Below are 21,563 nucleotides of genomic sequence, written 5' to 3'. Positions count from 1 at the left end.
CGGATGCCGCGGGGCCGGGCCGGTGGCGGGCACCGTGCGCCGGACGCCCGCCGCGCGGGCCCGAAGGGGTCACAGCTTGCCGCCCCGCCCGCCGTCGCGCCGCGGGGGCGCGATGAGCGTCGAGAGGTAGGGCAGGGGCGTCCCGTCCAGCTCGGCGGCCGGCCGGACCGACTCCTCCGGCAGCCCGAGCGCCGACCCCCACACCGCGTCGCCGATCCGCCCGGTCTCCCGCAGCGCCTCGGCGACCTCGCCCGCCTGCCGCCCGAACTTGTACGCGACGACGGTCCCGGGCCCGGCGAGCGCGTCCTTGAGCGCGGCCGCCCCGGCGGTCACCGGCACCAGCGTGAGCGGCTCGGTCCCCTCGGTGAGCACCGCGCCCGACCGCGCGGCGAGGTCCTGCATGGCGGTGATCCCCGGCACGGTCTCCACCACCGTCCCCGGCACCGACCGCGCGACGGTCTGGGCGAGGTACGTGAACGTCGAGTACACGTTGGGGTCCCCGATGGTCGCGAAGGCGACGGACCCGTGGTCCCGCAGCAGCCCCGCGACCCGCTCCCCGGCCGCGTCCCAGGCGGCCTCCCGCCGCGCCCGGTCGGTGCGCTCGTTCAGCGCGAACACCACCCGGACCACCTTCTCGGCGGGCACGTAGTGCAGCACGGTCGCCTCGGCCCGCCCCCGCTCCCCGGTGTCCATCACGGGCACGACGACGACCTCGGCCGCGCGCAGGACGTTCACGCCCCTCACGGTCACCAGTTCCGGGTCTCCCGGCCCGACCCCGACCCCGACCAGCCTGCTGCTCATGACGTCCGGCACCTCTCCACGAACCGACGGGCGACACCGGGCTCGGACGCCCAGTGCGTGTGCAGATAACTCGCGTGCACCCCGTGCTGCACGAACCCCTCGACGCGCCGCGCGGGCGCCCGCACCCCCCAGGCGGGCGCGGGCCCGGCCCCCGGTTCCACGACGGTCCGGTGGAACTCGTGCCCGCGCATCCGCGTCCCGGCGGCGGCCAGCGCGCTGCCGGTCACGGCCACGGCGTCCCGGTACCCCAGCGTCAGCCGCTCCGACATCCGCGCGGAGGCGTCCAGCACCCCGCACATCGGCCGGTCGTCCAGCTCCCGGCACAGGTACAGCAGTCCGGCGCACTCGGCGGCGACGGGCGCCCCGCCGTGCGCCAGTCCGGCCACGGCCTTCCGCAGCGGCTCGTTGGCGGACAGCTCGGCGGCGTACACCTCGGGGAACCCGCCCCCGACGACCAGCCCGCGCGTCCCCTCGGGCAGCTCCTCGTCCCGCAGCGGGTCGAAGGGGACGACCTCGGCGCCGGCGGCGGCGAGCAGCTCGGTGTGCTCGGCGTAGGAGAAGCTGAACGCCGCTCCCGCGGCGACGGCGACCACCGGCCCGCCCGGGGACGCGGCCCCCGGGGCGGGGGAGGGCAGGGGCGGGGACGAGGGAGCCACCGCCCCGGCCGCGTCCCAGGCCGCGCCCGGCACCGCGCCCGCGCCCCGCGCCAGCGCGACCAGGCCCTCCAGATCGCACCCGGCCGCCACCTGCGCGCCCATCGCCTCGACGGCCTCGACCGCCTCACGGCGCCGCTCGGCGACCGGCACCAGCCCCAGGTGCCGCGACGGCACACCGACCCGGCCGGCCCGCCGCACCGCACCGAGCACGGGCACCCCGACGGACTCCAGCGCCTCCCGCAGCAGCGCCTCGTGCCGGTCGGAGGCGACCTTGTTCAGGATCACGCCCCCGACCCGCACCCCGGGGTCCCAGCTCACGAACCCGTGCACCAGCGCCGCCACCGACCGCGACTGCCTCGACGCGTCGACGACCAGCACCACCGGTGCCCGCAGCAGCTTCGCCACCTGCGCGGTGGACGCCAGCTCGCCCTCCCCCGCGGCCCCGTCGTACAGCCCCATCACGCCCTCGACCACGGCGACGTCGCACCCGCGCGCCCCGTGCAGGAACAGCGGAGCGACCAGCTCCGGCCCGCACAGGTACGCGTCGAGGTTGCGTCCCGCCCGCCCGGTGGCGAGCGCGTGGTACCCGGGGTCGATGTAGTCCGGGCCCACCTTGTGCGGGGACACGGCGAGCCCCCGCGCGGTGAGCGCGGCCATCAGCCCGGTGGCGACGGTGGTCTTCCCGCTGCCCGAGGAGGGCGCGGCGATCACCAGCCGGGGCACGGACGGGGACGGGGTCACCACTCGATGCCCCTCTGCCCCTTCTGCCCGACGTCCATGGGGTGCTTGACCTTGGACATGTCGGTCACGAGGTCCGCGAGGTCCACGAGCTTCTCCGGCGCGTTCCGCCCGGTGATCACCACGTGCTGGGTGCCCGGCCGGTCCCGCAGCACGGACACGACCTCGTCGGTGTCGATCCACCCCCAGTGCATCGGGTAGGCGAACTCGTCGAGCACGTACAGCCGGTACGTCTCGGCGGCCAGGTCCCGCTTGACCTGCTCCCAGCCCTCCCGGGCCTTCTCCTCGTTGTCCATCTGCGCGTCGCGCTGCACCCAGGACCAGCCCTCGCCCATCTTGTGCCAGGCGACGGTCCCGCCCTCGCCGGAGTCGCCGAGGACGCGCAGCGCCCGCTCCTCGCCGACCTTCCACTTGGCCGACTTGACGAACTGGAACACCCCGATCGGCCAGCCCTGGTTCCAGGCCCGCAGCGCCAGCCCGAACGCGGCCGTCGACTTGCCCTTGCCGACCCCGGTGTGCACGACGACCAGCGGCCGGTTGCGCCGCTGACGGGTCGTCAGTCCGTCGTCCGGCACGACGCTCGGCTGTCCCTTCGGCATTACGCGGCCCTCCTCGGATTCCCGGCTCCCTGCACGTCCCTGACCAGCCCGGCGATCGAGTCGGCCCGCAGTCCGTCCAGCGTCACCGCCGTACCGCCCAGTTCGTCCGCGAGCCGCCCGGCCAGTCCCAGCCGCACCGGCCCCGACTCGCAGTCCACGACCACCGACGCGGTCCCGTCGGCGGCGAACAGCCGCGCCGCCCGCCCGGCGAGGGCGACCGGTTCGGCCCCGCCCGTCACCCGGCCACCACCCCGGCCAAAGGCGCTTCGCGCCGCCCCTCCTGCTGTGGCCCGGCCGTCGGTCACCACGACCACCAGCGCCCGCCGCGCGGGGTCCCGCAGCCGCTCCACCCGCAGCACGTCGTGCGCCTTGAGCAGCCCGGCCGCCAGCGGGGTGCGCCCGCCCGTCGGCAGCGACTCCAGCCGCGCCGCCGCCGCGTCCACCGACGACGTCGGCGGCAGCGCGACCTCGGCCGCCGATCCCCGGAAGGTCACCAGCCCCACCTTGTCCCGCCGCTGGTAGGCGTCCAGAAGCAGCGACAGCACGGCGCCCTTCACGGCGCCCATCCGCTGCCGCGCCGCCATCGACCCGGAGGCGTCGACGACGAACAGCACGAGGTTGCCCTCGCGCCCTTCGCGCGCCGCCTGCCGCAGGTCGTCCCGGCGGATCACCAGACCCGGCCCCGACCGCCCCCGTGCCCGCTGGTGCGGTGCCGCCGCCCGCACGGTCGCCGCCAGGTGCAGCTTGGTCAGCGCGCCGTCCGGCCGCCGCGCGCCCGTGGTCCGCCCGTGCTCGGTCCGCGCCCGGGAGCGCCGGCCGGCGGCGCCCTCGCCGATCCCGGGGACGCTCAGCGCCTTCGTCCGGAAGGGCTCGGCGGCGCCCACCGGGGACCGCTCACCGGAGCCGGCGCCCGCGGGCTCCGCCCCGCCGGACTCCTCGGCCGCCCCGGACCCCCGGGGCTCCGGCGGGGTCCCCGCGTCACCGCCCCCGGGACCGTCGGCGGGCGGCTGCCCGCCGCCCCCGCCCGGTCCGTCCGGCCCGTCCGGATCGGTGTCGGGACCGTCGTCGTCCCCGGACCGCTCCAGCGTCTCGTCGAGCTTGTCCTCGTCCAGTCCGGGCGCGTCGAACGGGTTCCGCCGCCGCCGGTGGGGGAGGGCCAGCAGGGCGGCCTGCCGCACGTCCTCGGCCAGCACGTCGGTCCGCCCGGCCCAGGCCGCCAGCGCGGTCGCGGTGCGCGCCATCACGATGTCGGCCCGCATGCCGTCCACCTCGAACGCGGCGCAGGTCGCCGCGATCTGCCGCAGCGCCCCGTCACCGAGGCGCACCGACGGCAGCAACTCCCGCGCGGCCGCGATCCGCGCCCGCACGGCGGCCTCCTCGTCGGCCCACCGCGCGGCGAAGCCGGCCGGGTCGTCGTCGTACGCCAGCCGCCGCCGGACGACCTCGACCCGCTGGCCGGGCTCGCGCGAGGCGGTCACCTCGACGGTCAGCCCGAACCGGTCGAGGAGCTGCGGCCGCAGCTCGCCCTCCTCGGGATTCATGGTCCCGACGAGCAGGAACCGCGCGGCGTGCCGCACCGAGACACCCTCGCGCTCGACGTACGAGGCGCCCATCGCGGCGGCGTCCAGCAGCAGGTCGACCAGGTGGTCGTGCAGGAGGTTGACCTCGTCGACGTACAGGATGCCCCGGTGCGCGTCGGCGAGCAGCCCCGGCTCGAAGGCCTTCACGCCCTCGGCCAGCGCCCGCTCGATGTCGAGCGCCCCGACCAGCCGGTCCTCGGAGGCGCCGACGGGCAGCTCGACCATGCGGGCGGGCCGGGCCGTGCCGCCGCCGCTCTCGTGCGGACCGTCCGGGCACCCGGGGTCGGGGGCCGCGGGGTCGCAGGAGAAACGGCAGCCGGGCACCACGGCCACCTCCGGGAGCAGCGCCGAGAGCGCCCGCACCGCCGTCGACTTGGCGGTGCCCTTCTCCCCGCGCACCAGCACACCGCCGACCGCCGGGGAGACGGCGTTCAGCAGCAGCGCGAGCCGCAGGTCGTCCTGGCCGACGACGGCCGTGAACGGAAAGGGGGTGGTCACTGGTGGTCGCCCTCCGAGTCGCCTTCGAGATCGCCTTCGAGTTCCAGGTAGGTGGCGCGCAGCCGCTCCAGCGTGTCCGCGTCCGGTTCGGCCCACAGCCCGCGGTCGGCGGCCTCCAGCAGCCGTTCGGTGATGCCGCGCAGCGCCCACGGGTTGGACTTCTTCATGAAGTCCCGGTTCTCCGGGGCGAAGACGTACTCCGCGCTGAGCTTCTCGTACATCCAGTCGTCCACGACCCCGGCCGTGGCGTCGTAGCCGAAGAGGTAGTCGACGGTGGCCGCCATCTCGAAGGCGCCCTTGTAGCCGTGGCGCCGCATCGCGGCCATCCAGCGCGGGTTGACCACCCGGGCGCGGAAGACCCGGTGGGTCTCCTCGCCCAGCGTGCGGGTCCTCACCTGGTCGGGAGTGGCGGAGTCGCCGACGTAGGCCTCGGGTGAGGCACCCGTCAGGTGCCTGACCATGGCGACCATGCCGCCGTGGTACTGGAAGTAGTCGTCGGCGTCGACGAGGTCGTGCTCGCGCGTGTCGACGTTCTTCGCCGCCACCGCGATCCGCCGGAACGCCGTCTCCATGTCCCCGCGCGCCGCCCGCCCGTCGAGCCCGCGCCCGTAGGCGTAGCCGCCCCAGACCGCGTACACCTCGGCGAGGTCGGCGTCGGAGCGCCAGTTGCGGGCGTCGATCAGCGGCAGCAGGCCCGCGCCGTACGCACCGGGCTTCGAGCCGAAGATGCGGGCGGTGGCCCGCCGGCGGTCGCCGTGCTCGGCGGTGTCCTCGTCGGCGTGGGCGCGCACGAAGTTGGACTCGGCGGGCTCGTCCAGCTCCGCCACCGCCCGTACCGCGTCGTCGATCAGCCCCACCACGTGCGGGAACGCGTCCCGGAAGAACCCGGAGATGCGGACCGTGACGTCGATGCGCGGCCGCCCCAGCTCCGTCAGGGGGACGATCTCGAACCCGGTCACCCGGCGCGAGGCGTCGTCCCACACCGGCCGGCACCCGAGCAGCGCCAGGATCTCGGCGATGTCGTCGCCCTGGGTGCGCATCGCGGACGTGCCCCACACCGTCAGGCCGACGGACTTCGGGTACGCACCGGTGTCGCTCAGGTACCGCTGCACCAGCGAGTCCGCCAGCGACTGCCCGACCTCCCAGCTCAGCCGGGAGGGGATCGCCTTGGGATCGACGGAGTAGAAGTTCCGCCCGGTCGGGAGCACGTTGACCAGCCCGCGGGTGGGCGAGCCCGACGGTCCCGCCGGGACGTAACCGCCGTCCAGCGCCCGCAGGATGTGCCCGATCTCGTCCGTCGTGCGCGCGAGCCGCGGCACGACCTCGGTGCAGGCGAACTCCACCACGGCCACGGCGTCCGGGAGGTCCGCGCCCACCACCTCCCGGACCAGCGCGGGAGCCGCGCCGGCCGCCCAGCCGCGCTCCTCCATGCCTTCCGCGATCCGCCGGCACAGCAGCTCCAGCAGGTCGATCGCGTCGGCGCCCGTACGGGCCGGGCCGTCCACCAGGTCCGTCAGCTCCACCGGCACCTTGACGGGGGCGCCCGGCTCGGCCAGCAGCTCCTTCTCCACCAGCCCGAAGTGCTCGGCCAGGCAGGCCCGCAGGCCCGGCAGGGCGTTCGCCCGCCCGCCCCACACCTGCGAGGCGCGCAGCACGGCCAGCACCAGGTTCACCCGGGGCTCGCCGACGGGCCCGCCGCCCAGGATGTGCAGGCCGTCCCTGATCTGCACGTCCTTGATCTCGCACAGGTAGCCGTCGATGTGCATGACGAACTCGTCGAAGTCGTCGTCGTCCGGCTGTTCGTCGACGTGCAGGTCGTGGTGGAGCTCGGCGGCCTTCACCAGCGTCCAGATCTGGGCGCGCACCGCCGGGGCCTTCGCCGGGTCCAGGTCGGAGACCAGCGCGTACTCGTCGAGCAGCTGCTCCAGCTTCGCCAGGTCGCCGTAGGTGTCCGCGCGGGCCATCGGCGGGACGAGGTGGTCGACCACCGTGGCGTGCCCGCGCCGCTTGGCCTGGGTGCCCTCGCCGGGGTCGTTGACGATGAACGGGTAGACCAGCGGCAGGTCGCCGAGCACCGCGTCCGGCGCGCAGCCGGCGCTCAGCCCGAGCCCCTTGCCCGGCAGCCACTCCATGGTGCCGTGCTTGCCCATGTGCACGATCGCGTCGGCGCCGAAGCTGTTCTCCAGCCACCGGTAGGCCGCCAGGTAGTGGTGCGACGGGGGCATGTCGGGGTCGTGGTAGATGGCGATCGGGTTCTCGCCGAAGCCGCGCGGCGGCTGGATCATCACCACGACGTTCCCGAACCGGAGGGAGGCCAGCACGATGTCGTCGCCGTCGACGTACAGCGAGCCCGGCGGCTCCCCCCACGCCTCGGTCATCGCGTCCCGCAGCTGCGGGTCCAGCTTCTCGAACCAGGCCCGGTAGTCCGCCAGCGGCACCCGCGCGGGCGCGGCGGCCAGTTGGTCCTCGGTCAGCCACTCCACGTCGTGGCCGCCCGCTTCGATGAGCCGGTGGATCAACTCGTCGCCGTCGTCGGGGTACCCGTGCACCCCGTACCCCGCGTCCCGCAGCGCGTCCAGCACCCGCACCGCCGAGGCGGGCGTGTCCAGGCCGACCGCGTTGCCGACGCGCGAGTGCTTCGTCGGGTACGCGGTGAAGACGAGCGCGAGCTTCTTCCCGGCGTTCGGCGTGTGCTTCAACCGGGCGTGCCGCACGGCGATCCCGGCCACCCGGGCGGCCCGTTCCGGGTCGGCGACGTACACCGGGACGTCGTCCGGGCCCTGCTCCTTGAAGGAGAACGGGACCGTGACCAGCCGCCCGTCGAACTCCGGGATGGCGACCTGCATCGCCGCGTCCATGGGGGACAGGGCGGCGTCGGACTCCTCCCAGGCGGCGCGCGAGGAGGTGAGGCACAGCCCCTGCAGCACCGGCACGTCCAGGTCGGCCAGCGCCCCGATGTCCCAGGCCTCCTCGTCGCCGCCCGCCGACGCCTGCGAGGCGTGCGTGCCGCCGGCCGCGAGCACCGTGGCGACCAGGGCGTCGGCCCGCGACAGCAGCTCGTACAGGCCCGCGTCGGCACCGCGCAGCGAACCGCAGTACACCGGGAGGGCGTTGGCCCCGCGGGCCTCGATCGCGTCGCACAGCGTGTCCACGAAGGCGGTGTTGCCGCTCAGTTCGTGGGCCCGGTAGAAGAGCACGCCCACGGTCGGACGGCCCGGTTCCACCGCACGCGCGCCGTGGACGCCGAACTCCGGCATCTTCCGCGGCGGTTCGAACCCCTCGCCGGTCAGCAGCACGGTGTCCGACAGGAACCGGGCCAGCTCGGCCAGGTTCTCCGGGCCGCCCTCGACGAGGTACTTCAGCGCCTCCGCGACCACACCGGCCGGCACCGTCGACTCGGCCATCAGCTCCGCGTCCGGCACGGCCTCCCCGCCGAGCAGCACCGCCGGGACCCCGGACGCCCTCAGCGCCGCGATCCCGTCCTCCCAGGCCCGCTTGCCGCCCAGCAGCCGGACGACGGCGAGGTCCGCGCCGTCGAGCAGCCCGGGCAGCTCCCGGGCCGCGTCCACCCGGGTCGGATTGCCGATCCGGTAGGCGGCGCCGGAGGCCCGGGCCGCCAGCAGGTCCGTGTCGGCGGTCGACAACAACAACACAGTGCTCATGCGGGCGCTCCCGGTGGAATGAAAGGCAGTCCTTGCGGCGCGCCCGACTCGATGAGCCGCCACAGCGCGTCCGTGTCCGCGTGCTGTTCGATGAGATCGCCGAGCCGGTCGAGCTGCTCCTCGCGCAGCGCGGCGAAAGAGGTGTCCGGGGCGGGCACGAAGCGGCGCCCCGCGGCGGCGGCCACCTCGCGCAGGAAGGCCCGGCGGAAGCCGTCCGACTCCAGGGAGCCGTGCCAGTGCGTGCCCCAGGTCTGCCCGACCCGGCAGCCGTCCAGGAAGGTCTCCCCGCCGGTCACCTCGGCGACCCCGTGATGGATCTCGTACCCCTCGACCCGCTCCCCGAAGGCCTGCCCGACCGGCCGGGCGAGCGTCTTCTCCCGGGCGAACCGCACCCGCACCGGCAGGACCCCGAGCCCGTCCACGTGCCCCGCGCGGCTCTCCACGTCGTCCTCGATGTGCTCGCCGAGGAGCTGGAAGCCGCCGCAGATGCCGAGCACGGGCCGTCCCTCGGCGGCCCGCCGCTCCAGCGCGTCCGCGAGCCCGCGCGTCCGCAGCCACCGCAGCGCCCGCACGGTCGCGCGCGTACCCGGTACGACCACGAGGTCGGCGTCGGCCAGCTCCTCGGGCCGGTCCACGAACCGCACCACGACCCCCGGTTCGGCGGCGAGCGCGTCCACGTCGGTGAAGTTGGACATCAGCGGCACCGCGCACACGGCGACCCGCAGCACGTCCTCACCGGCCGGCGCGGCCACCGCCGACTCCCGCACCGCGCCGCGCAGCGACACGTGGAGTCCGTCCTCCTCGTCGATGCCGAGCCCGTGCCGGAACGGCAGCACGCCGTAGGTCCGCCGCCCGGTCAGGCCGCGCAGCATCTCCAGCCCCGGCTCCAGCAGCGACACGTCGCCCCGGAACTTGTTCACCAGGAACCCGGCGACCAGCCGCTGGTCCTCGGGGGAGAGCAGGGCGACGGTGCCGAAGAAGGAGGCGAAGACGCCGCCCCGGTCGATGTCGCCCACCACCAGCACCGGCAGCCCGGCGTTCCGGGCGACGCCCATGTTCACGATGTCCGTGCGGCGCAGGTTGATCTCGGCCGGGCTGCCGGCCCCCTCGCAGATCACCGCGTCGTACGTGCTCCGCAGCCGCTCCAGGCAGTCCAGCACCGTGCCCAGCAGCCGCTGCTGCCGGCCCCCGTGGTAGCCGCGTGCGCTCATCTCCCCGACGGGCCTGCCCAGCAGCACCACCTGGCTGCTGCGCTCCCCGCCCGGCTTGAGCAGCACCGGGTTCATCAGCGCGGTCGGCTCGATCCGGCAGGCCTGGGCCTGCATGGCCTGCGCCCGCCCGATCTCGGCGCCCTCGCGCGTCACGAACGAGTTCAGCGACATGTTCTGCGCCTTGAACGGCGCGACGCGCACGCCCTGCCGCACCAGCCACCGGCAGATCCCGGCGGTCACCACGCTCTTGCCGGCGTCCGAGGTGGTCCCGGCGACCAGCAGACCCCCGCCGCTCATGCCGCACGCCCCTTGACGGCGAGCCGCGCGGCGGCGCCGACGCCCAGCGCGAGCCAGCCGACCCGCCGCGAGAGCCGTACCGCCCGGTCGATGTCGCGCACGGTCACCGTCCGGCCGCCGCCGTTGAGGACGGGCCGGTGCTCGACCCGTCCGCCGTAGGAGAGCGTCCCGCCGAGCCGCACGCCGAGCGCGCCCGCGAAGGACGCCTCGACGGGGCCGGCGTTGGGGCTCGGGTGCTTCGCGGCGTCCGCCCGCCAGGCCCGCACGGCCCCGCGCGGGTCCGGTCCCGCGAGCGCGGCGAGGGCGGCGGTCAGCCGCGCCCCCGGCCACCCGGCCACGTCGTCGAGGCGGGCGGAGGCCCAGCCGTAGCGGCGGTAGCGGGGGGACTTGTGGCCGACCATCGCGTCCAGCGTGTTGACGGCCCGGAAGCCGAGCAGGCCCGGCACCCCGGCGACGGCCCCCCACACCAGCGCGCCGACGACGGCGTCGGAGGTGTTCTCGGCGACGGACTCCACGACCGCGCGGGCGATCCCGTCGGCGTCCAGCGCCTGCGGGTCCCGTCCGCACAGGTGCGGCAGCCGCGCCCGCGCCGCCTCGACGTCCCCGTCCCGAAGGGCCCGCCCGACGGCCCGGGCCTCGCGGGCCAGCGAGGTCCCGCCGACGACGGCCCAGGTGGCGACACCGGTCAGGGCGACGGAGGCGGCGGGGGAGGGCCGTGCCCAGCGGGCGGCCAGGCACCCCAGCGCGACGGTCCCGCCGACGCACACGGCGGTGTGCGCCGCGCCCCGGCCGCGGTCGTCCCGCCACAGCACCCGTTCCACGGCGGCCGCGGCCCGCCCGAAGGCGGCGACCGGGTGCCCGCGGCGGGGATCGCCGAGCAGCAGGTCGCCGAGGAGGCCGGCGGCGGCGCCGTACGCGAACACGCGATCGGCACCCATGGGGTCAGCCGGTCGTGGAGCCGGCGGGAATCGTGAGGGGGAAGGCCCCGGGACGGGGCGGAGTGTCGCTGATCGACCTCAACAGGCAGCCGCGCATGGCGTTGTGTCCTCACTCAGGGTGTCCGCGCCCTGGTTCGACGAGACCGGCGGTGAGAGTTCCTGGCTCCCGGGGCGTGCGCCCCGGTGACAGTGGCGGGACCGCGCCGGACTCTCACCGGCTTCCTCTCCTGCCGCCGTATTGGCTGAGGCAGTCCACCACGGCCGTGGAAGAACCGTCAACTTGCCGTTGACCTGCGAGGCTGAAGTGTGCTGAGGCCCACAGCGGTGCGCCGGGGGGTCGGCGGGCGGGCCGGGAAGGCGCGTGGACGGCTCCGGACGCGCGGACGGGCGGTGCGGGGCCGGGGCCCGCGCACCCCCCGCCGGACGGGGACGAGGTGTGATCAGGCCATGATCAGGCTGATTCCGTACGCCACCGCCGCCGCGCACGCCGCGAAGCAGGCGTAGGCGCCGGTGACCGCCAGGGGCGCGGACCGGCCCCGGGCGGCGGCCCGGTCGCGGTGGGACAGGCCGGCGATGCCGAGGGTGAACAGGCCCACCAGGGCCACGGTGACCACGAGGCTGACGCCGAAGACGGAACCGAGGGCTGCCCAGTCGATCTGCATGGTGCTCTTCTTCCTTCGTGCCGGGTCGCGTCAGACGGTGGTCTTGGCCGACGGGGCGGCCGGGTCGGTGGAGACCGGCGACGGGACGGAGGCGGCCAGCTCCCCGGCCGGGGGCGGGGCCACGGCGGCCACCGCCTGGGTCACCACGCCGGCCGGCTCCTCGGCGGAGGCGTCGTCGGTGTCGTTGACGTTGGTGTGGTCGACGACCTCGCGCCGGGAGATCTTCCAGATCGCCGCGCTGGAGACGACCAGGAAGACCGCCACCGCGGCGGTGCCCCAGGAACCGAAGCCGCAGACCCACTCGGCGAGCGCCGCGACCAGGGCGGCCGCGGGCAGCGTCAGACCCCAGGCGACGAACATCCGGGTGGCGGTCGACCAGCGCACGACACCGCCCTTGCGGCCCAGTCCGGCGCCCATCACGGCACCCGAGACGGAGTGCGTGGTGGACAGCGAGAAGCCGAGGTGGGAGGAGGCCAGGATGACCGTCGCGGCGCTGGTCTGGGCGGCGAAGCCCTGCTGCGGCTGGAGGTCGGTCAGGCCCTTGCCCATGGTGCGGATGATGCGCCAGCCGCCGAGGTAGGTGCCGAGCGCGATGGCGACGCCCGCGGAGACGATGACCCACAGGGGCGGGTCGGAGTCGGGGGCGAGGGCGCCGCCGGCGACCAGGGCCAGGGTGATGATGCCCATCGTCTTCTGGGCGTCGTTGGTGCCGTGGGCCAGGGAGACCAGACCGGCCGAGGCGATCTGGCCGGCGCGGTAGCCCTTCTCGGCGGCCTGGCCGTCGGCCTTCTTGTCCATCCGGTAGGTGAGCCGGGTCGCGATCATCGCGGCGACGCCCGCGACCAGCGGGGCGGCGACGGCGGGGATCAGCACCTTGGTGACCAGGACGTCGCCGTGCACCGCGCCGAGGCCGGCGGAGGCGACGGTGGCGCCGATCAGACCGCCCATGAGGGCGTGCGAGGAGCTGGAGGGCAGGCCGACCAGCCAGGTGAGGAGGTTCCAGAGGATCGCGCCGACCAGGGCGGCGAAGATGACCTCGGGACGGATGCCGGCCTCGTCGACGAGGCCTTTGGAGATCGTGTTGGCGACTTCCACCGACAGGAAGGCACCGACGAGGTTGAGCACGGCGGACATGGCCACCGCGACCTTGGGCCTCAGCGCACCGGTCGAAATGGTCGTCGCCATCGCGTTCGCGGTGTCGTGGAAACCGTTCGTGAAATCGAACGCGAGTGCGGTCACCACCACAATCGCGAGGATCAGCGAGAAGCTTTCCATTTACCCAGGCATTCGTTCGAGGTCATTGGCTGGTCGAACGTAGGTAACCAGGGTGAACGGAAGATGAACTGGAATGGGCATCGCGGTGACCGTAAGAGGGGGTGGCCGCTCCGCCGGACGGCGGGTCCGCCGCCGTGTCCGGCGGCGGGCCCGCCCCGGGGCGCCGGACGCCCGCAGCGGGGCCCTTTTCAGCCGGCCGGAGGACCGCCGGAGAGATTTCGGTCACCCGGGGGCGGGCCGCCTGACAGGATCACGGCATGACTGGACAGCGGAGGGACGGACGGGAAGCGGAGGACGCCGGGGAACGCGCGCGGGGCGCGGGGGACGAACGGGAGCGCCGCGCGCCGGACGGGGGGCGGGCGCGGGGGCGCCGCGTGCGCGAGGAGGAGGCGCGCGCCTGGGCGGAACTCGTCGGGACCGCGCGCCGCACCGTCGCCGACGGACTCGTCGTCGGCACCTCCGGCAACGTCTCGGTCCGGGTCGGCGACACCGTCCTGGTCACCCCCTCGGGGGTGCCGTACGACCGGCTGACGCCGGACGACGTGACCGGTGTCGACCTCGCCGGCCGGCAGGTCCTCGGCTCGCTGGTCCCGACCAGCGAGCTGCCCCTGCACCTGGCCGTCCACCGGACGACCGACGCGCGCGCCGTCGTGCACACGCACGCCGTGCACGCGACGGCCGTCTCCACGCTCGTCGACGAGCTGCCGCTGATCCACTACATGGCCGCGGCGCTGGGCGGCCCCGTCCGGGTCGCCCGCTACGCGACGTACGGCACGGAGGAACTGGCCGGGAACATGCTCCGCGCCCTCGACGGCCGCACCGGCTGCCTCCTGCAGAACCACGGCACCGTCACCCACGGGGCGACCCTCGCCCAGGCCTACGACCGCACGGCCCAGCTGGAGTGGATGTGCCGCGTCTGGCTGGCCGCCTCCTCGGTCCCGGGCCGGTCCCCGCACCTGCTGTCGCCGGAGCAGGTGGCGCGGGCGGGGGAGCGCCTGCGGGGGTACGGGCAGCGGGGGTGAACCCGCCGGCGCGGCCGCCCCCGGGACCCGCCGCGCCGCGGCCGGGCGGGCCGCCCCGCCCGGCCGGACCGCCCACTGGCCGGTCCGCGCCTCCGCCGGGACACTGGTGCTGTGCGCACTGCCAGAGCGACGGCCGCTGCCGTCACCGCCGTGATAGGGGCCGGCGCCGCGGCCGTGGCCGCCGGCCGGCTCGCCAGCGACGCCGCCCTCAAGGTGTCCCCGGGCGAGCCCCTGCCCACCGAACCCCGGCTCACCGTCCACGGCACCGCCGCCGGCCGGATCAGCCTCACCCGGGACCTCGCCGCGCTGCGGCCCGGACGCCACGGTCTCGCCGGCGACGGCTTCCACGCGGTCGTCGGACCCGTGCTGGCCGGTGCCCCCGGCTCCGCCGACACCGTCGTACGCCGCCTGGAACACGTCACCTACGGCACCCCGGAGCCCGGCGACCGCGCGTGGCTCACCCCGAACCTGTACGTCGGCGACCCCGGCACCGCCCTCGGCCTGGACCACACCGACCTCACCGTCCCCGGCGACCTCGGCCCGCTCCCCGCGTGGTTCGTGCCGGGCGTCCGGGACACCTGGGTGCTCGCGGTGCACGGCCTGGGCACCACCCGGGAACACACCCTGAACGTCATGGAGTTCCTGCGCCGCCACCGCTTCCCCGTGCTGGCCCTCGCCTACCGGGGCGACCCGGACGCGCCGCGCTCCCCGGACGGCCTCAACCACCTCGGCGAGACCGAGTGGCACGACCTCGACGCGGCGCTGCACCACGCGGTGGACTCCGGCGCCCGGCACGTGGTCCTGTACGGCTGGTCCACGGGCGCGACCATGGCGCTGCGCACCGCCGCGCGCTCCATGGCGCGCGAGCGCATCGCCGGGCTGGTCCTGGACTCCCCGGTGCTCAGCTGGGACGCGACGCTGCGCGCCCTCGCCGCGGCCCGCCGCACCCCCGGCGCGCTGCTGCCGCTCGCGGTCCGCGCCGCGCAGGGGCGCACCGGCCTGTACGGCGACCGCGGTCCCGGCGTCGTCCACCCGGACCAGATCACCGTCCCCCTGCAGATCTTCCACGGGCCCGACGACACGGTGGCCCCCTGGCGCTTCTCCCGCCGCCTCGCCGCCGCCCACCCGAACACCGCCACGCTGCACACCGTCAGGGGCGCCTCCCACGCGGCGATGTGGAACGCCGACCCGCACACCTACGAGGAGTCCCTGCGGCGCTTCCTCACCCCCCTCATGTGACCGCGGCCCGCAGGGACCGGGCGGCCGGTCCCAGGGGTTCCGTTTGACTCCGGCCACTGGCCTGTTTCCCTCCCCCGGCCCCCACCGGACCCGGTGCGTTGGCCCTCCCGATCGCCCACGGTGACATTCCGTTTGGGTTTTCGGACCGTCAGCCGCGAGACTGCACCCGTGACGTCCCGTATCCCGCGCGACTCCAGGCTTCGACTCGTCCGCCCACGACCCCTGGCCGCCGCCCCCAGAGCGATGAACCAGCGGCGCCCGCGCCGCGCCGCGCCCCGCCCTCCGGAGGGCACCCCGGCACCGGCCGAACTGGCCAGAATGGCACGCTCCGGTCTGGCCGGCGCGGCCCGCGTCGCCCGCTGGGCCGACGCCGCCCTCGGCCCCGGCCGGGCCGGCGCCACCACCGACGGCAAGGCCACCCTCTCCGACGCGTCGGCCGAACGGGCGGCGCGCGACCTGGGCCTGACCCCGGATCGGGTCCGCGCCGACTGGGACACCGCCCGCCTGGCCGGCCTCATCGAGGTGCACGGCGGCACCGCCCGCCCCGGCTGGCGGCTGCGCGCCTGGGACCGCGACGACAGCGCCGTGCTGCGCGGCTGGGTCGCCCTCTTCGACGCCTGGTCGCTGGCCCACCCGGAGCCCGAGGGGTTCGAGCCCGCCGCCGTCGCCGAGGTCGTCTCGGCCATGCCCCAGGTGCTCTCCTTCCTCCAGCTGTCCGCCGGCCCGGTCCCCGTGCCGCAGCTCCTCGACCTCCTGGAGCAGCGGGTCACCGAACTCCGCACGGAGCGCTGCGAGGTCGACTACGCCCCGCAGCCCCGGGCCGCCCACCGCCCCGCGCCCGCCGGGCCGCCCGCCGCCGACGCCCCGCTCGAGCCGCTGCTCGACTGGGCCCTGCGCGCCCTCGCCTCCGTCGGGGCCCTCACCTACGGCGACGGGCAGGCCACGCTCACCCCGCTCGGCAACTGGGCGGTGTGGGTCAAACTGGAGCAGATCTGCGTCGCCGCGCAGAGCCCGGCCGGGAACATCGAGCAGGGCGCCGAGGACATGCTCCGCGGCTGTGCCCGGCTGCGGCCGGGCGCGGCCCGCGCCGAGTACCGGGCCTGGCTCGCCGCCCGCCCGGTCGGCAGCGCCGTCACCGAGCTGATCCGCGCCGCCCGGGGCGAGGACGCCCTGCTGCGCGGCCTCGCCTTCGAGGCCCTGCGGGTGGTCGGCGCCCCCGCCGAACCCGAGGTCCGCGCCGTGCTCGACGAGCCGACGCTGCGGCCCTACGCCCTGCTGTGGCTCGCCGAGCACGAGGGCGCCGACCCCGAGGACGCCCACGCGGTCCTCACCCGCGAGGAGGCGACCTGGCTGTGGGTGGACACCGCGGCCGCCGTCGCCGACCACGGCGAGGCCCCCCTGCTGGTCCGGCACCTGGAGTCCGCCGTGCAGCCGACCGTGCCCGCCCTGCTCGACGAGGTGCGCGCCGTCGGCCACCCGCGCACCGTGCAGGTCCTGGTCGCGCTCGCCGCCGCGCACCCCGACCCCGCCCTGGCCAAGATCGTCCGCCGGGCCGCCTTCCAGGTGCACACCGGGGGCTGACCCCGCCGGCGGCCCCGCCGCGCCGCAGGTCCCGGTCCCGGGCGCGTACGTGCCGAAGCCCCGGAGACCGCCCTCGAGGTCCCGGGCCGGGCAGTCCGGCGAGCCGTGGTCCTGGTCCGTCGGAGGCGCCAGGACCTCCGCGCCCTGCTCCACCGCCCGCCGGTGGTGTGCGTCGACGTCGTCCACGACGACGTGCACCCCGGCCGGGCCCGCGCCCCTCGTCGCGGTGCCGAACACCCCGCCGCGCCCCTCGGGGCCCGGCGTCACCGCGCCGTCGCCCCGCGCCGGCCCGGCGTGCGGCACCGTGCCGTCCTCGCCCTCGCACCCCGGCATCCCCGTGACGCCGAAGGTCTCGGTGAGCTGCCGGACCGCCGCCTTCGCGTCCGCGTACGGCAGCGTCGGGAGGACGCCCGGACGCCCGCCGCCGGTGCCCGCCACGGCGATCACTCCCTCGTGCGTCGTGGCCGGAGCGGCCGGACGTCGCCGGACGCCCCGTCGCCGCTCGGTGTGGCACCGGCCACGGACAGCACCCGGTGCGCGCGCGGGGAGCGGGAGGGGGAGGAGGGGGCGGGACGGGGGCGGGACGCCGCGGGCAGGAAAACCGCTTGCACGGCCCCGTTAGAATGGCTCGCATGGCCATTCTCCTCGCGCATTAGACGGCGGGAACGTCCTCAGCCGCCCGTCCCGCCCCTTCCCCCGAGTCCTCGGCCCCGCTCGAGCAGGGGGACCCCCACCGCCCAGGAGTCTGTCCGTGATCTCCGCCTCCGGCATCGAGCTGCGCGCCGGTGCCCGTGTCCTCATCGAGAGCGCCACCTTCCGCGTCGCCAAGGGCGACCGCATCGGCCTGGTCGGCCGCAACGGCGCGGGCAAGACCACCCTCACCAAGTGCCTCGCCGGGGAGGGCATCCCGGCGGCCGGCACCATCACCCGCTCCGGCGAGGTCGGCTACCTCCCCCAGGACCCCCGCACCGGCGACCTCGACGTCCTCGCCCGCGACCGCATCCTCTCCGCGCGCGGCCTGGACGTGCTGATCCGCAAGATGCGCGACAACGAGCAGCGGATCGCGAACGGCCAGGGCGCCACCCGCGAGAAGGCGCTCAGGCAGTACGAGCGCCAGGAGACGGAGTTCCTCACCAAGGGCGGATACGCCGCCGAGGCCGAGGCCGCCACCATCGCCGCCGCGCTGAACCTGCCCGACCGGGTGCTCGGCCAGCCGCTGCACACGCTCTCCGGCGGTCAGCGCCGCCGGGTCGAGCTGGCCCGGATCCTGTTCTCGGACGCGGACACGCTGCTGCTGGACGAGCCGACCAACCACCTCGACGCCGACTCGATCGTCTGGCTGCGCGACTACCTCAAGACCTACCGCGGCGGGTTCATCGTCATCTCCCACGACGTCGACCTGGTCGAGACGGTCGTCAACAAGGTGTTCTACCTGGACGCCAACCGCGCCACCATCGACGTCTACAACATGGGCTGGAAGCTCTACCAGCAGCAGCGCGAGGCCGACGAGAAGCGCCGCAGGCGCGAGCGGCAGAACGCCGAGAAGAAGGCCGCCGCGCTCAACGCGCAGGCCGACAAGATGCGCGCCAAGGCCACCAAGACGGTCGCCGCGCAGAACATGGCCCGCCGTGCCGAGCGCCTGCTGGCCGGCCTGGAGGAGGTCCGCCAGTCCGACAAGGTGGCCAAGCTGCGCTTCCCCGAGCCCGCCCCCTGCGGAAAGACCCCGCTGATGGCCGAGGGCCTGTCGAAGTCGTACGGCTCGCTGGAGATCTTCACCGACGTCGACCTGGCCATCGACAAGGGCTCCCGGGTCGTCATCCTCGGCCTCAACGGCGCGGGCAAGACCACCCTGCTGAGGCTGCTGGCCGGCGTCGAACAGCCGGACACCGGAGCCGTCGTCCCCGGCCACGGCCTCAAGCTCGGCTACTACGCCCAGGAGCACGAGACCCTCGACCCCGACCGCACGGTCCTGGAGAACATGCGCTCCGCCGCGCCCGACATGGACCTCGTCGAGGTCCGCAAGGTGCTCGGCTCGTTCCTGTTCTCCGGCGACGACGTGGACAAGCCCGCCGGTGTCCTCTCCGGCGGCGAGAAGACCCGCCTGGCGCTCGCGACCCTGGTGGTCTCCTCGGCGAACGTGCTGCTGCTGGACGAGCCCACCAACAACCTCGACCCGGCCAGCCGCGAGGAGATCCTCGGCGCCCTGCGCACCTACCAGGGCGCGGTCGTGCTGGTGACGCACGACGAGGGCGCCGTGGAGGCGCTCCAGCCGGAGCGGATCATCCTGCTGCCGGACGGCGTCGAGGACCTCTGGGGATCCGACTACGCGGACCTCGTCGCCCTCGCCTGAGCGGGGCGGCCCGCCGCCCGGGGCGTCCGCGAGCGGTCAGCCCGGGGTGATCGAACGGATGATCCACGGCGTATGGATCATTCGGCCCATCGGTGATCCATCATTCGTGTGAGATCTCCTCGTACCGAGGTGTGTCCTACAGCCATGTCGCGGCCGCGTCCCCCTGTGCCGGGGTGCGGCCGTCGCGCCTTTCTGACCTGGGACTTCACGGAGGAACCCGTTCGGCGGTACCGGCGGCACCGGCTGGAATGCCGGATTCCATATGTGGGGACGCGCTCCTGTCGTCACAACCTTGTCTCACGGACCTTGCCGAATGGGTGGCCATGAGGGCCGGTAGGGGTGATCATGAGGAGACCAGAGCGCACTTCCCATGAGGAGGCACGGGTGGCCGAGACTCTGAAGAAGGGCAGCCGGGTGACCGGCGCCGCGCGCGACAAGCTCGCGGCAGACCTGAAGAAGAAGTACGACGCCGGTGCGAGCATCCGGGCGTTGGCCGAGGAGACCGGCCGCTCGTATGGCTTCGTGCACCGCATGCTCAGCGAATCGGGTGTCACGCTCCGAGGGCGTGGCGGGGCGACACGGGGCAAGAAGGCCCCTTCGGACTGACCCCGGGCGCCCTCGACCCCGGTGGTGGCCACCCGGCCGGCCGACTGACCGGCCGGGTGGTTACTGTGCAGTCACTTAGCTGTGCCGCAGGACGGCCCGACGCCGTCGCGCGGCACGGGAAGACGACCGCACCCATCGGAGGCGCCCCATGGCTTCGTCCGCCCAGGACCTCGGTCCGGTACTCGACAAGGACGGCGTACGGCTCACCGTCGACGACGCGATCGCCACGGTGACGCTGACCAACCCGGCCAAGCGCAACGCGCAGAGCCCCGCTCTGTGGCGGGCGCTGACCGAGGCGGGCCGGCTGCTGCCCGGATCCGTCCGGGTCGTGGTGCTGCGCGGTGAGGGCAGGTCCTTCTCCGCCGGGCTCGACCGGCAGATGCTCACGCCCGAGGGGATCGAGGGCGAACCCTCGTTCCTCGACCTGGCGCGCAGCGCCGGGACCGAGCTCGACGCGACCATCGCCGAGTACCAGGAGGCGTTCACCTGGTGGCGGCGCAACGACATCGTCTCCGTCGCGGCCGTGCAGGGTCATGCCATCGGGGCGGGCTTCCAGCTGGCCCTCGCCTGCGACCTGCGCGTCGTCGCGGACGACGTGCAGTTCGCCATGCGCGAGACCAGTCTCGGACTGGTCCCGGACCTGACCGGCACCCATCCGCTGGTCGGGCTCGTCGGATACGCCCGCGCGCTGGAGATCTGCGCGACCGGCCGCTTCGTCGCGGCCGAGGAGGCGGTGAGCACCGGCCTGGCCAACCTCGCCGTGCCCGCCGCCGAGCTGGACGCGGCGGTGCGGGACCTGGCCGCGGCGCTGCTGGCCGCGCCCCGGGACGCCGTGATCGAGACCAAGGCGCTGCTGCGCGGCGCGCAGGACCGCACGTACGAGGAGCAGCGGGCCGCCGAGCGCGCCGCGCAGGGCCGCCGCCTGCGCGACCTGGCCGGCCTCGGCGAATAGCGCACCGGGCAGCCGGCGGCGCCCGGGCCCCCGACGCGCCCCCGGCTGCCCGGAGGACGCCCGCACGACGGGGACGACACGCGGGGCACGGAGCCCGACGACGGGGGCGGGCGGTGCCCGTCGGGACACGCCCTGGCTAGAACCCGTGCCGCACCCCGCCGTCCACCGGCAGCATCACGCCCGTCAGGTAGGAGGCCGCGGGGGAGAGGAGGAACGCCGCGGTGCGGCCGAACTCCTCCGGGGTGCCGTAGCGGCGCAGCGGGATGCGGGACTCGCTCGCCCGGCGGGTGGCCTCCGGGTCGGCGGACAGGGAGTCCAGCTCGCGGACCCGGTCCGTGTCGATGCGGCCGGGGAGCAGGCCGACGACACGGATGCCGCGCGGACCCAGCTCGTCCGCGAGGGACTTGGCGAAACCGGCGAGCCCGGGGCGCAGACCGTTGGAGATGGTCAGGCCGGGGATCGGCTCGTGCACCGAACCGGACAGCACGAAGCCGATGACGCCGCCCTCGTCCAGCTCCGCGGCGGCGGCCCGGGCCAGCCGCACCGCACCCAGGAACACGGACTCGAACGCCGCCCGCCACTGCTCGTCGGTGGCGTCGGCGACGAACCCCGGCGGCGGTCCGCCCACGCTGACGAGGATGCCGTCGAAGCGGCCGAACCGCTCCCGCGCGGTCCCGATCAGCAGCTCGGCCGCCCGGGGGTCGGCGTTGTCGACGGCCACCCCGACCGCGTTCGGGCCGAGCGCGGACGCCGCCCCGGCGACGCCCTCCTCCTCCCGCCCCGTCACGACCACCTTCGCGCCGTCGGCGACCAGCTCGCGCGCGGAGGCGCCGCCCAGCCCGCGGGTCGCCCCGGTGACGACGTACACCCGGTCCCTCAGTCCAAGATCCATGGTC

General features: G+C 75.4%; 16 protein-coding genes and 1 riboswitch. Of the genes, 6 read left to right on the top strand and 10 right to left on the bottom strand.

Features of this window, described 5'->3' with window-relative positions; translation table 11 throughout:
• Positions 1-69: 69 nt before the first annotated feature.
• From cobI to ACZ56B_RS12850, 9 genes are all read right to left on the bottom strand, one after another.
• A complete protein-coding gene (gene cobI, locus ACZ56B_RS12890; protein ID WP_468789202.1) occupies positions 70-801 on the bottom strand; it encodes a precorrin-2 C(20)-methyltransferase in 732 nt (243 codons plus the stop codon).
• A complete protein-coding gene (locus ACZ56B_RS12885) occupies positions 798-2,201 on the bottom strand; it encodes a cobyrinate a,c-diamide synthase (protein WP_468789200.1) in 1,404 nt (467 codons plus the stop codon). The genes cobI and ACZ56B_RS12885 overlap by 4 nt, the downstream gene beginning before the upstream one ends.
• On the bottom strand, positions 2,195-2,794 hold the full coding sequence (gene cobO, locus ACZ56B_RS12880) for a cob(I)yrinic acid a,c-diamide adenosyltransferase (RefSeq protein WP_468789198.1): 600 nt from the start codon (positions 2,792-2,794) through the stop codon (positions 2,195-2,197). Before cobO ends, ACZ56B_RS12885 begins: the two co-directional genes overlap by 7 nt.
• Complete coding sequence (locus tag ACZ56B_RS12875; protein WP_468789196.1) at positions 2,794-4,872, bottom strand: putative cobaltochelatase; 2,079 nt, start codon at positions 4,870-4,872, stop codon at positions 2,794-2,796. Before ACZ56B_RS12875 ends, cobO begins: the two co-directional genes overlap by 1 nt.
• The gene (gene cobN, locus ACZ56B_RS12870; protein WP_468789194.1) at positions 4,869-8,534 is read right to left on the bottom strand and encodes a cobaltochelatase subunit CobN; all 3,666 of its coding nucleotides are present in this window, start codon (positions 8,532-8,534) and stop codon (positions 4,869-4,871) included. Before cobN ends, ACZ56B_RS12875 begins: the two co-directional genes overlap by 4 nt.
• A complete protein-coding gene (locus ACZ56B_RS12865; RefSeq protein ID WP_468789192.1) occupies positions 8,531-10,042 on the bottom strand; it encodes a cobyric acid synthase in 1,512 nt (503 codons plus the stop codon). Before ACZ56B_RS12865 ends, cobN begins: the two co-directional genes overlap by 4 nt.
• On the bottom strand, positions 10,039-10,980 hold the full coding sequence (locus ACZ56B_RS12860; protein WP_468789190.1) for a cobalamin biosynthesis protein: 942 nt from the start codon (positions 10,978-10,980) through the stop codon (positions 10,039-10,041). The genes ACZ56B_RS12865 and ACZ56B_RS12860 overlap by 4 nt, the downstream gene beginning before the upstream one ends.
• 134 nt (positions 10,981-11,114) lie before the next feature.
• A riboswitch (cobalamin riboswitch) is annotated at positions 11,115-11,252 on the bottom strand.
• 168 nt (positions 11,253-11,420) lie between these two features.
• Positions 11,421-11,642 carry a hypothetical protein gene (locus ACZ56B_RS12855; RefSeq protein ID WP_468789188.1) on the bottom strand — a complete coding sequence of 74 codons (222 nt, stop codon included), beginning with the start codon at positions 11,640-11,642 and terminating at the stop codon, positions 11,421-11,423.
• 30 nt (positions 11,643-11,672) lie between these two features.
• On the bottom strand, positions 11,673-12,917 hold the full coding sequence (locus ACZ56B_RS12850; RefSeq protein WP_468789186.1) for an inorganic phosphate transporter: 1,245 nt from the start codon (positions 12,915-12,917) through the stop codon (positions 11,673-11,675).
• A gap of 257 nt (positions 12,918-13,174) precedes the next feature.
• Between ACZ56B_RS12850 and ACZ56B_RS12845 the strand changes: the two genes are divergently transcribed.
• The 6 genes from ACZ56B_RS12845 (at position 13,175) to ACZ56B_RS12820 (ending at position 20,667) form a co-directional block, all read left to right on the top strand.
• Positions 13,175-13,939, top strand: coding sequence for a class II aldolase/adducin family protein (locus tag ACZ56B_RS12845; protein WP_468789184.1), 765 nt, complete (start codon positions 13,175-13,177; stop codon positions 13,937-13,939).
• 111 nt (positions 13,940-14,050) lie between these two features.
• Positions 14,051-15,178: an alpha/beta hydrolase gene (locus ACZ56B_RS12840; protein ID WP_468789182.1), complete on the top strand. Its 1,128-nt coding sequence runs from the start codon at positions 14,051-14,053 to the stop codon at positions 15,176-15,178.
• Between the two features lie 168 nt (positions 15,179-15,346).
• Complete coding sequence (locus ACZ56B_RS12835) at positions 15,347-16,759, top strand: hypothetical protein (RefSeq protein ID WP_468789180.1); 1,413 nt, start codon at positions 15,347-15,349, stop codon at positions 16,757-16,759.
• Positions 16,760-17,510: 751 nt separating this feature from the next.
• On the top strand, positions 17,511-19,109 hold the full coding sequence (locus ACZ56B_RS12830) for an ABC-F family ATP-binding cassette domain-containing protein (RefSeq protein ID WP_468789178.1): 1,599 nt from the start codon (positions 17,511-17,513) through the stop codon (positions 19,107-19,109).
• Positions 19,110-19,493: 384 nt separating this feature from the next.
• Positions 19,494-19,715 carry a helix-turn-helix domain-containing protein gene (locus tag ACZ56B_RS12825; protein WP_361035204.1) on the top strand — a complete coding sequence of 74 codons (222 nt, stop codon included), beginning with the start codon at positions 19,494-19,496 and terminating at the stop codon, positions 19,713-19,715.
• Between the two features lie 148 nt (positions 19,716-19,863).
• Positions 19,864-20,667 carry an enoyl-CoA hydratase/isomerase family protein gene (locus ACZ56B_RS12820; protein ID WP_468789176.1) on the top strand — a complete coding sequence of 268 codons (804 nt, stop codon included), beginning with the start codon at positions 19,864-19,866 and terminating at the stop codon, positions 20,665-20,667.
• A 136-nt stretch (positions 20,668-20,803) separates the two neighbouring features.
• Here the strand turns inward: ACZ56B_RS12820 and ACZ56B_RS12815 are convergent, their stop codons facing one another.
• Positions 20,804-21,559 carry an SDR family oxidoreductase gene (locus ACZ56B_RS12815; RefSeq protein WP_468789174.1) on the bottom strand — a complete coding sequence of 252 codons (756 nt, stop codon included), beginning with the start codon at positions 21,557-21,559 and terminating at the stop codon, positions 20,804-20,806.
• Positions 21,560-21,563 lie beyond the last annotated feature (4 nt).

The sequence above is a fragment of the Streptomyces sp. NPDC034670 genome (assembly GCF_055574875.1).
The sequence above is the reverse complement of the archived record's forward strand: the minus strand, read 5'-3'. Positions and strand labels throughout refer to the sequence as shown.

Coding starts and splice junctions, on each gene's coding strand:
- cobI (WP_468789202.1), bottom strand. CDS start 801: ATGAGCAGCAGGCTGGTCGGGGTCGGGGTCGGGCCGGGAGACCCGGAA.
- cobO (WP_468789198.1), bottom strand. CDS start 2,794: ATGCCGAAGGGACAGCCGAGCGTCGTGCCGGACGACGGACTGACGACC.
- cobN (WP_468789194.1), bottom strand. CDS start 8,534: ATGAGCACTGTGTTGTTGTTGTCGACCGCCGACACGGACCTGCTGGCG.
- ACZ56B_RS12865 (WP_468789192.1), bottom strand. CDS start 10,042: ATGAGCGGCGGGGGTCTGCTGGTCGCCGGGACCACCTCGGACGCCGGC.
- ACZ56B_RS12860 (WP_468789190.1), bottom strand. CDS start 10,980: ATGGGTGCCGATCGCGTGTTCGCGTACGGCGCCGCCGCCGGCCTCCTC.
- ACZ56B_RS12855 (WP_468789188.1), bottom strand. CDS start 11,642: ATGCAGATCGACTGGGCAGCCCTCGGTTCCGTCTTCGGCGTCAGCCTC.
- ACZ56B_RS12850 (WP_468789186.1), bottom strand. CDS start 12,917: ATGGAAAGCTTCTCGCTGATCCTCGCGATTGTGGTGGTGACCGCACTC.
- ACZ56B_RS12845 (WP_468789184.1), top strand. CDS start 13,175: ATGACTGGACAGCGGAGGGACGGACGGGAAGCGGAGGACGCCGGGGAA.
- ACZ56B_RS12820 (WP_468789176.1), top strand. CDS start 19,864: ATGGCTTCGTCCGCCCAGGACCTCGGTCCGGTACTCGACAAGGACGGC.
- ACZ56B_RS12815 (WP_468789174.1), bottom strand. CDS start 21,559: ATGGATCTTGGACTGAGGGACCGGGTGTACGTCGTCACCGGGGCGACC.